This window comes from Streptomyces monticola, from assembly GCF_042665355.1.
Taxonomy (GTDB): domain Bacteria; phylum Actinomycetota; class Actinomycetes; order Streptomycetales; family Streptomycetaceae; genus Streptomyces; species Streptomyces monticola.
Window position 1 is genome coordinate 1 of the sequence record NZ_JBHTCF010000048.1, and the last position, 8700, is coordinate 8700.

Consider the following 8700-nt stretch of genomic DNA (forward strand, 5'->3'; position numbering starts at 1 on the left):
GCGCGCGGTTCGCTCCGCAGACACGACGCGCCGCCGCTACGCGGCGGAAGAGACGCCGCGCTCCGCGCGGCTGGATTCCGGCTCCGCCGGAATTGCGGCCAACTCCGTTGTCCGCAGCTTGAATTGCTCCGCAATTCAAGCGAACGGAATTCGCTCCGCGAATTCCTGGCGGCTGGCTGCAGGGCGGGGGTCGACCTGTTCGCTGGCTTCCCCATCCGAACTGAAGGGATGTCAGGTTGACTCGAAAAACTGCGGGGACCTCTCTCCGCAATTTTCTGGTTCGGATAAATCCACTGTTCCATAAGGGAGTTCACGGCGCAAGCGCTCGGCGAATGACGATGGGTTCCCTACTTGGCGGTTCTCTACGAAGCACTTCCCAGCCGGCTGAAGACCCATCGCAGCACCTCTTGATCGACACGTGGCCGCCCTGTGCGTTGCAGGCCGATGCAGGCGTGTCTGGTGAGACGGGCCCAGTCACGGAAGTTGCCGTGCGCGGCGTGCTGGTCGGCGTAGGCGATGTCGTCGAGGTCGGCGTCGGCCCAGATGGGGTGGTAGAGCGGAATGATGTCCAGGACCTCTTCCAACGTAAGGCGGGTGAAGTGCTGCCAGATGAAAATACGGGACGAGAGCATAGGTTCATTTCTCAGGGTGGCGTGACAGCCTTCTCCGCCGACGAAAATGATGGCGAGTTGGGTGTAGGGGTCGTCCCAGAGAAATCGGCAATACTCCAGCTGGTCACTGGAAAGCCACTGTGCTTCGTCGAGAATCAGTGTCCGTGGGTGAGAGGCGAGCGCGCTTTTCAAGAGGTGGTCGAATTCGCTGGCGTAGCGCGGGGGTTGACCCGGCAGTTCAAGCGCGGTGAACAGTTCATGGCGTACCGCGCGGGTGGTGGGGCGGGCGTGGAAGGTGATGCGGCGGATGTCTTCGTCGCCTTCGAGCTGGCGCAGGCAGCTGGTGACGGCGACGGTCTTGCCGAAGCCGGCTCCGCCGTGGACGCACATCATGGCGCGGGCGTCGATGGTGTCGGCGATGTTCTCCCGGGCGATCAGTAGCGCGCGGGTGGTGACGAGGCGGGCCTCGGGGAGCACGACGTACTGGTCGGTGGGCATGGGCGGTAGGTGGCCGGTCATGAGGAGTCCTCGAGGGGCTTTGAAGTGGTGGATCGGGTGCGGGCTTTGAGGGCATTGGAGGTCGCCCAGGCGTCCGGTGGCGGGGCAGGCGGGATCAGATCCGGCAGGGCCAGCGCGGCCAGGTCTCTGTGGTCGTGCTGGTCGAGCTCGCGGGCGGCCTCGGAGGCGGTGAGGGCGTCCAGGCGGCGTGCCTCGGTTGGGGTGGTGGCAGCAGCGAATCGGTCGTGGCGCAGCTGCTCGGCGGCTTTGGCCTCGGCGCGCAGGCGCCGGGCCCGCTGGGTGCGGGCGCGGCGCAGCGCGCCGAGCTGCTCGGGCGTGGCCTGGTCCGCGAGGTGGGCGGTGCCCAGGTGGCGGCCGCGGGGTGAGCAGACTTCGATCTCGTGGGTGTGGTGGGGCATGAAGCGCACCCGCACTTCGCGGCCCACTTGGCCGGTCATCCAGTCAGCGACGTAGTCCCGGTTCTTGAAGCGCACGCCGTGGCTGGTGATCGTGCGGGGGCGGCCGTCGTCCTCGAGCGTGAACGACCACACGTCAGTGGCGGGGATGTCGTTGAGCGGGGTCGGGTCCGTCTGCCATGCCTCAAGCGGGGTGGCGCCGTGCAGCTCGGCGGGGCGGTGCTCGGTGTTCCACCACACCACCCAGGCCAGCAGCTCTTCGGTGAACGCCTCGAACGACATCGGCGGCTGGGCCGAGGGCCGGTCGGGGCGTCGGCGGGGCCCTTTCGGCCTGTAGCCGGGCAGGGCGGCGAAGAGCATGCGCGTGGCGTTGAGGTTGAGGTTCTCCACCGTGCCTTTCAGGTGCGGGCTGTAGGGCGGCAACACGGTGATATGCGAGTCCAGAGCGATCAGCGCAGTTGAGACGGTGCGGGAGAGGAAGTCGCGGCCGCGGTCGAATCTGACGTGCTCGGGCAGGCCACCGAAGGGGCCGTAGGGGTCGGTGCGCACGATCGCGGAGCGCAGTGCAGCCAGGATCGAAGCGCGCGTCGGCATGCCGGGGGTGACGGCGAGGCCGGTGATGGCTTTGGTCGCGCAGTCGATGAACCACGTGACGTACGGCGGGACGAGGTCACCGTCCGCGGCCACGCGCAGCGGAGCCTGGACGTGATCGGCCTCCCAGACGTGATTACGCCAGGTGCGGGGGCGCTTGCCGAACACGTCCCTGGCGCGGGCGGCCTCGGGGCCGTGGCGGTAGCCGGCCCGCTCCCCCGCCGTCAGATCCCGGCGCAGCGCGCGCAGGAACGTCGACAGGGACGGCACCGGGTCCAGCAGCGGTACCGCCGAGGGCGGGGCACCGCCGGGAACAGGCGCGGCGGGCCGTGCGTGCGGTCCGGGGCTCGAGGTGTCGGCTTCTTCGGTCGGCGCTGTATCGCCGGCGGCTCGGGCGCGAGCGCGGAGTTCACGGTGGACCGCGGAGGCGTTGCCGTGCCAGTACGCCAACAGCACCCGAACCTCGTCCGTGATCTCGAACCGGATGGTGCGGCGGGCTCCCGGGCACGTCGCGGTCTCGGGCGCGGTGGTGGCTGCGGCCAGCCAGCGCCACACCGTACGGTCCGAGACCGCGAGGCACTGTGCGGTGGCGGCCACGTGAGTACGGGTGAGTCGTCGCTCGGCGCGCAGCTCGAGCAAGCGGCGCACGGCCGGGGCCCGCAACGCGGTCAACGACGCGGCGTCGAGGGCGGGCTCGATCTGCGGTGGTGTGGGCTGCTGGAGGGCGCCGTCGTCAGGGGTGGTCGCGTTCATAGATACACCTGCCCGTGAAAAGTGGCCGGTCAGGGGGTTATGGGTCCGAGGCGAGAACAGGCCCCGGTCAGCAGCGCACGGTCCGCCGTGGTTGCGGGGCGGCGGCTGAGCGCCGCGTACGCGTGGGAAGTGATCTTCGCCCAGGTGCGGAAGTTGCCTTGAGCGCAGGTCTCGTCCGCATACAGCAGGTCGGCGTCGGTGGCGAAGTCCCACAACGGGTGGAACAGGCGCAGCACGCCAGGGACTTGAGCGGGTTCCAGACGGGGCACCTGTTGCCAGGTCAGCACCCGGGATGCCAGCGCGGGAGCACGTGCGAGGGTGCGCTCGGCCCCCGCGCCGCACAGGACGAGAGAGGTCTGGGTCGTCGGTGCATCCACGAGCAGGCGCAGGTAGTCCAGTTCCGGTGCGGCGATGCGCTGCACGTCATCGACGACCAGGACACCCGGTGCCTGCAGAGCGTCGATCAGAGCGCGATCGGCTGCGTCCGTACGGCTTGTCAGCGCTTTGACGGGCAGGCCGAACGCGGTGAGCAGCGCGGCCCGCAGCTGCGGCAAGGCTGGTTTCACGGCCACCAGCGCACGGTGCACCGGAGTGCGGCGTGGCAGCAGGCACAGTGCCTGATGGACCGCGACGGTCTTGCCGTGTCCGGGGTCCCCGTACACGCACACGATGCCCCGCGCAGCGATGGTGTGGGCAAGCGCCTCGGCCACCTCGCCGAGCTGTCTCGTCGATACGGCATGCGCGCCCGGCACGTACAAGCGCACACCGCTGTCGGTGAACGGCGTGGTGCTGGCCGTACCGTTGTTTTCGGTCCCGTTGTTCGGTGCGGGGTCGGCGATCGCCTGGCCGGCCTCATCGACCGTGCCCGGCAGGGCCAGCTCAGCCAGCGCACGGTCGTATCCGGCAGGATCCACGCGGGCATATCGAGGGCGGGTGACTGGAAGAACGCGGCCTTGGCTGTGCTCACGGCGCACCGCCAGGTGCAGAGTCGCCAGCGACGGCAGTACGTCTCTGCCCAAAGCAGGCAAGACCTCGTCGACGTGATCGGCCATCCAGCGGTGCAACGCGGCCACATTCCCGCCCGCCTCCGACAAGCGGGTCCATAACGCGTCAGGGAACGTGAACGCGGAACGCCGCGGCACGGGATCCATGCGACCCGACTCCCGTGCCAGGGCCAGCCAGCGCCATACCGTGCGCAGCGACACCCCGGCTGACTGTGCCGCGATCCGTACATGCACCGTCTCCAGCTTCCCCGCTTCATCCAGCGCGAGAAGACGCCGCACCACCACCTGCCGGGACAGAGCACGATCTTGAGACCGGAACGCGGGCGACGAAGCCCGCACAGCGGCCGCGCCAGCGCCCTGCGATACCGAAGCTGGCGACGGTGATTGAGCGGTCATAGAGCCAGGACACCCCTACCGCGCCCTGGAACACAGGAACGGGCATCTCCACGTCAGCACAAAGCCCGGTGTGCTAGGCCGAACACGCAGACCATGACAGCGACTTGGTCACCCCACGACAGCCAAGATCCCAAGATAACGAGCCCGGAAAAGCCAAGCTCAAAGGGCTACTGCCCCACAACGAGTCAGATGACGCCCAACCCGCTGCCACCACCCCACACACTCACAGGCGACTCCGTCGCCGGTGCGGCCAACTCCGTTGTCCGCGGCTCGAATTGCTCCGCAATTCGGCCTGCAGAAATTCGCTCCGCGAATTCCTTGGGCTGGCTGCAAGGAGAGTCGCTGGCGTTTTTCCGGTGCCGAAAGTTCCTGACTGCTTGTCAGGAACTTTGCTGTGCGCGCTCTCTGATGCTCCCTCAAAACCAACGGTTCCACCCTCTCATTTCGAGGGTGGAACCGCAAGCCCATCTTTTGCCGCACACTCTTCACGTGCTCTCGTAAACCGAATACCTATCTTTCTTCGCCTCTCCGCGCATTTCTGACGGCAAAGAGTCTGCGGTGCTTCTTCCATAGAGAGAAGCACCGCCGCGACCCAGATTTCTACTCTCCGTCATCGGCCGGACGTTTTGTCTAGTGGCCTACTGACGGTATCTGCTTCTATACCCAAGGGCTGCACCACACGCGCCCGCCGCTGTTCTCGTCGCACAGCTGGGCCTTCACCCACCTTATCTTGAATGGCCCGTTGTTAGCGCTGTTGCTCCGAGACGTTCCGACTCCGTCGGGGTTTGCGACGAGCTTACGGGGGCGCTCCACCCATTGCCACACGCCATCGGTGTTGTACTGGTATTCCACGTAAATGGTGGGGCCCAACCCGTCGGCTTCTTGGTCATGAACTCTTCCAGTAACGGAGGCGTTACCGTATTCGTCCCAGAAGATTTTTCCATGCATCGAAGATGCCCTGTGGTCCCCGCCGCCGGGAAACGCAAAATCGCGCCAGTAGTCCATCACAATGAGCCCGGGGTCCCAATGGTCAACTGCGTGCGCCGACGTGGGTAATGAAATGACCAGCCCAGCAGCGGCCATGACGATCCCAGCGCGTACTGCACTTTTGGTTGTCTTCATGGCTGGCGAACCTACGCGCGGAGGATATCGTTCGGTATCAACCTGAGGTTGACACCGAACTACAACCAGCGCGGTACAGGCTCTTCGTGGAACAGCCTGCTGTCGCTCCGTCAGCAGGACGGCTACCTGTAGAGCGGTCCGAGGGAGGCCGGCCACAGAGCGCTCGCCCCGGCTGCCGCGGAGCGGCCCGCCGGGCACGCCGACCGGCGCGGTCCCGTTCCCGCCTCTGCCACGAACCCGGAAAAGGCCGGCGCTGCGGACAGGGCCAGGCCAGGGGCCCGGGAGGGTGAATTTCCCCTCGCGTACGCGGGCGCGTTCTTGTTCGTGAATGCCCAACTTGCCCTGAAATCAAGGCTCTTGACACAGCTTCAGGTGTTTTGTCACGGTCCCGTGTCATCGAACCGAGGCGCACCGGGCGCCCGGTGATCGTGAACCGGAGGTACGTCATGGCCGAGACCGTGAACCTGGCCCAGTTCGGGCAGCGCGCGGGCGTGGGCCGCGCCGCCGTCGTCAACTGGCGCCGCAGGCATCCCGACTTCCCTGTGCAGGTCGGCGGCAGCGCTGAACACCCCGAATTCGACACCGATGCGGCGGACCAGTGGCTGCGCGATCACGGCAAGAACCGCCACGGCCTCACCACCGTGTCGTGCCGGTGCGGCGAGCAGCCCGTCACACCGCAGTCGCCGCTCAGCCGGGCCGACGACGCCAAACGGCGCCGCGACCTCATGGGCGAAATCGATGCCCTGGTCGGCGGGCACAGCGAGCTGACCGAGGCGCCGTGGTACCCGGCGCAGCCCGGTGACCAGCTCCTGGTCACCATGGAGGCCACCGAGACTCAGCCACGGTTCACCGAGCTGTACGAGGTCACCGACGACGGCCAGGAGCTGCGCGTCGTCGCCGTCGACGGGGCGCCCGAGGGTATGACGGGCGGGCGTGGAAGGGGGTGCGGCGGATGTCCTCGTCAGGTTCGAGCCGAGCCTCGACCCGTCCCGCAGTAACGACGCCAATCCTTACGTCGGCGGCGACCCGTACGCCGACTATCGGGGCGGTGACTTCGCCTTCACCCAGCTACCCGACCTGGCGGACCGCCGCTTCGGCGCTGGAGTTGTCGCGGCCGGCGACGAATTCTTCGCCGACCGGGAGAACCTGCTCTTGCTTCACCCTGCCGAGTTCGATCCTCATGCCTTCGGCCACAAGGGCAAGGTGATGGACGGCTGGGAGACTCGCCGCCTGCGTGGCGTATCGGCTGAGACTCCGCACCCTGACGCCGAAACCGACCATGACTGGGCGCTGATCCGGCTCGGCGTCGCCGGGGTCATCCGTGGAACCATCGTCGACACCGCGCACTTCCGCGGCAACTACCCGCGGGAGATCAGTATTCAGGGTGTCTGTGTCGTGGGGACCTGGAGCCCTGAGCAGTTGTTGTCCGACGACGTGAAGTGAGAGGAGATTGTCCCTCGCACTCCGGTGCGCGGTCATGCTGCCAATGGCTTCGAGATCGACATTGAGCGTCGCTGTACGCACCTGCGGCTCAACCAGCACCCCGACGGGGGCATCGCCCGGCTGCGCGTCCATGGTGAAGTGGTCATCGACCCGACCTGGGTCGCGTTGCTCGGCACACTCGATTTGGCCTGCGTCCTCAACGGGGGCACCGTCACGGCTGCTTCCGACGGTTTCTACTCATCGCCCGGAAACACGATCATGCCGGACCTGTCCCGCAAGATGGATGACGGTTGGGAGACCAGGAGGCGTCGCGACAAGGGCAACGACTGGATTGCTTACCGCCTTGCCGCTCAAGGCCAGATCCGGGCCGTGGAGATCGACACTGCCTATCTCAAGGGCAACGCCGCAGGCTGGATCGGGCTGTCCGTCCGTGATGGCGAGGCCGGCGACTGGGTCGAGGTCGTGCCACGCACGAAGCTCGAGCCGGACACATTGCACCGGCTGCCCCTCATAACCCCAGTCTCCGCCACCCACGTGCGGCTCGATGTCTTTCCCGACGGAGGTATCTCCCGACTGCGCCTGCACGGCAGCTTCACCGAGCAGGGCATCGCCGACCTCAAGCACCGCTACCAGAACCTGAGCGGCTGAAGCTCGCCCCTCATCTCCTGGTCACCCGCAGGGCTAGCACCGAGCCCTTCTTGCGCTCACACCGTGGCGTAGAGGTGCTCAGCAAGCACCGGATTCACCGCCTCAGGATGCGTGAGGCTAAGGAAGTGCTCGCCGCCTTCGACGATCACGACCGGCGCAGCCTTTGGTATGCGTGCCGCGATCAGTTCGGCGTTCGCGACGGGGTAGGCAGCGTCTTTCGTCCCGTGCAGCACCAGAGTGGGGCACTTGATCTCCGCCAGCCGCTGCACGATGTCGTCGCGGTCGATCAGTACGTTGTTGATGCATTTGATGTGCTGGCCCGGAAGGGCTCGCCACTTGGCCTTCCACTCCGAGGCATCCATGTCTCCAAGGCAGATGGCCGCCGTCCCGTCTAGGAGCTCTTCTTGAGGCCCTTCTGCCTGCCAGAGGTCGGCGGCCTGCCGATAGGCATGGGCGACTTCGGGGTCCTCTGCCTCTGCAGAGCTGCCGAGGACCGCGAGGGTCGCGATTTTCTCAGGGGACAGGAGCGCCATGCGCATGGCGATGAACCCGCCCTGGCTGACTCCCACGACTGACGCTCGCTGAATTTCCAGGTGCTCGAGCAGTGAGAGCGCGTCCTTGGCCACGTCCCAGAAGTCGAACGGGCCGTTGAGGGGAGTCCGTCCGTGGCCTCGCTCGTCCATAGTGATGAGCCGGAACTGCCCGCCGAGCGCCTGGACCTGGGGGGCGAACATGTCGCTGTCCATGAGGTAGCTATGCAGCAGGAGAACAGGCGGGCCTTCGCCGCCGTGGTCGACGTAGTGGACAACTTGACCATGCGGTGTGGTCACTAAAGGCATGCTGCTCCTTGGCCGAAGATCGAGAGATCATCACAGCCGGTCGTCCGGGGGTTGTCCAGGTGATCTCTGAAAGTGCGGGCGGGGCGGTCTGTGGCTCGGTGTCACAGGAGTGTGCGGAGTTAGGGTTGTTCAGCGCTTGAGCACCGGTATCACATGTCTTCTGCCCACTGACAAGCCCCCGCTGCTCAAGCCTCGCTAGAGGATCGGCCGCAGTGCTCTCCGACCGGTATTGCGCGGCCCCTGGCTCGGGAGTGCACTGGACGGATGCTGACGCGCATCGACCACATCGGGATCGCCTGCCACGACCTGGAGAAGACCGTCGAGTTCTATACCTCGACGTACGGCTTCGAGGTCTTCCACACCGAGGTCAACGAGGAGC

The 8700-nt window shown here is 66.5% G+C and carries 7 protein-coding genes and 1 pseudogene; 3 read left to right on the forward strand and 5 right to left on the reverse strand.

Going from position 1 to position 8700, the window contains the following annotated elements:
• Positions 1-362: 362 nt before the first annotated feature.
• The 4 genes from ACFQVC_RS42165 to ACFQVC_RS42180 form a co-directional block, all read right to left on the reverse strand.
• Entirely contained in the window at positions 363-1109 is a 747-nt protein-coding gene (locus ACFQVC_RS42165; RefSeq protein WP_381842010.1) for an AAA family ATPase, read from the reverse strand.
• Positions 1110-1126: 17 nt separating this feature from the next.
• Positions 1127-2869 (reverse strand): Mu transposase C-terminal domain-containing protein, encoded by a 1743-nt coding sequence (locus ACFQVC_RS42170; protein WP_381842013.1) that lies wholly within the window; start codon positions 2867-2869, stop codon positions 1127-1129.
• A 29-nt stretch (positions 2870-2898) separates the two neighbouring features.
• A complete protein-coding gene (locus tag ACFQVC_RS42175) occupies positions 2899-4269 on the reverse strand; it encodes an AAA family ATPase (protein ID WP_381842016.1) in 1371 nt (456 codons plus the stop codon).
• 657 nt (positions 4270-4926) lie between these two features.
• Positions 4927-5391, reverse strand: a complete 465-nt coding sequence (locus ACFQVC_RS42180) for a hypothetical protein (protein WP_381842019.1) — start codon at positions 5389-5391, stop codon at positions 4927-4929.
• Between the two features lie 446 nt (positions 5392-5837).
• Between ACFQVC_RS42180 and ACFQVC_RS42185 the strand changes: the two genes are divergently transcribed.
• Positions 5838-6389, forward strand: a complete 552-nt coding sequence (locus tag ACFQVC_RS42185; protein ID WP_381842022.1) for a hypothetical protein — start codon at positions 5838-5840, stop codon at positions 6387-6389.
• A pseudogene (alc, locus tag ACFQVC_RS42190) lies at positions 6325-7482 on the forward strand (allantoicase). The gene ACFQVC_RS42185 and the pseudogene alc overlap by 65 nt, the downstream one beginning before the upstream one ends.
• A gap of 56 nt (positions 7483-7538) precedes the next feature.
• Here alc and ACFQVC_RS42195 read toward each other — a convergent pair.
• On the reverse strand, positions 7539-8312 hold the full coding sequence (locus ACFQVC_RS42195; RefSeq protein WP_381842025.1) for an alpha/beta fold hydrolase: 774 nt from the start codon (positions 8310-8312) through the stop codon (positions 7539-7541).
• Positions 8313-8585: 273 nt separating this feature from the next.
• Between ACFQVC_RS42195 and ACFQVC_RS42200 the strand changes: the two genes are divergently transcribed.
• Positions 8586-8700, forward strand: a 115-nt coding sequence (locus tag ACFQVC_RS42200) for a VOC family protein (RefSeq protein ID WP_381840078.1), incomplete at its 3' end; no start/stop codon positions are given.

Coding starts and splice junctions, on each gene's coding strand:
- ACFQVC_RS42175 (WP_381842016.1), bottom strand. CDS start 4,269: ATGACCGCTCAATCACCGTCGCCAGCTTCGGTATCGCAGGGCGCTGGC.
- ACFQVC_RS42170 (WP_381842013.1), bottom strand. CDS start 2,869: ATGAACGCGACCACCCCTGACGACGGCGCCCTCCAGCAGCCCACACCA.
- ACFQVC_RS42180 (WP_381842019.1), bottom strand. CDS start 5,391: ATGAAGACAACCAAAAGTGCAGTACGCGCTGGGATCGTCATGGCCGCT.
- ACFQVC_RS42165 (WP_381842010.1), bottom strand. CDS start 1,109: ATGCCCACCGACCAGTACGTCGTGCTCCCCGAGGCCCGCCTCGTCACC.
- ACFQVC_RS42185 (WP_381842022.1), top strand. CDS start 5,838: ATGGCCGAGACCGTGAACCTGGCCCAGTTCGGGCAGCGCGCGGGCGTG.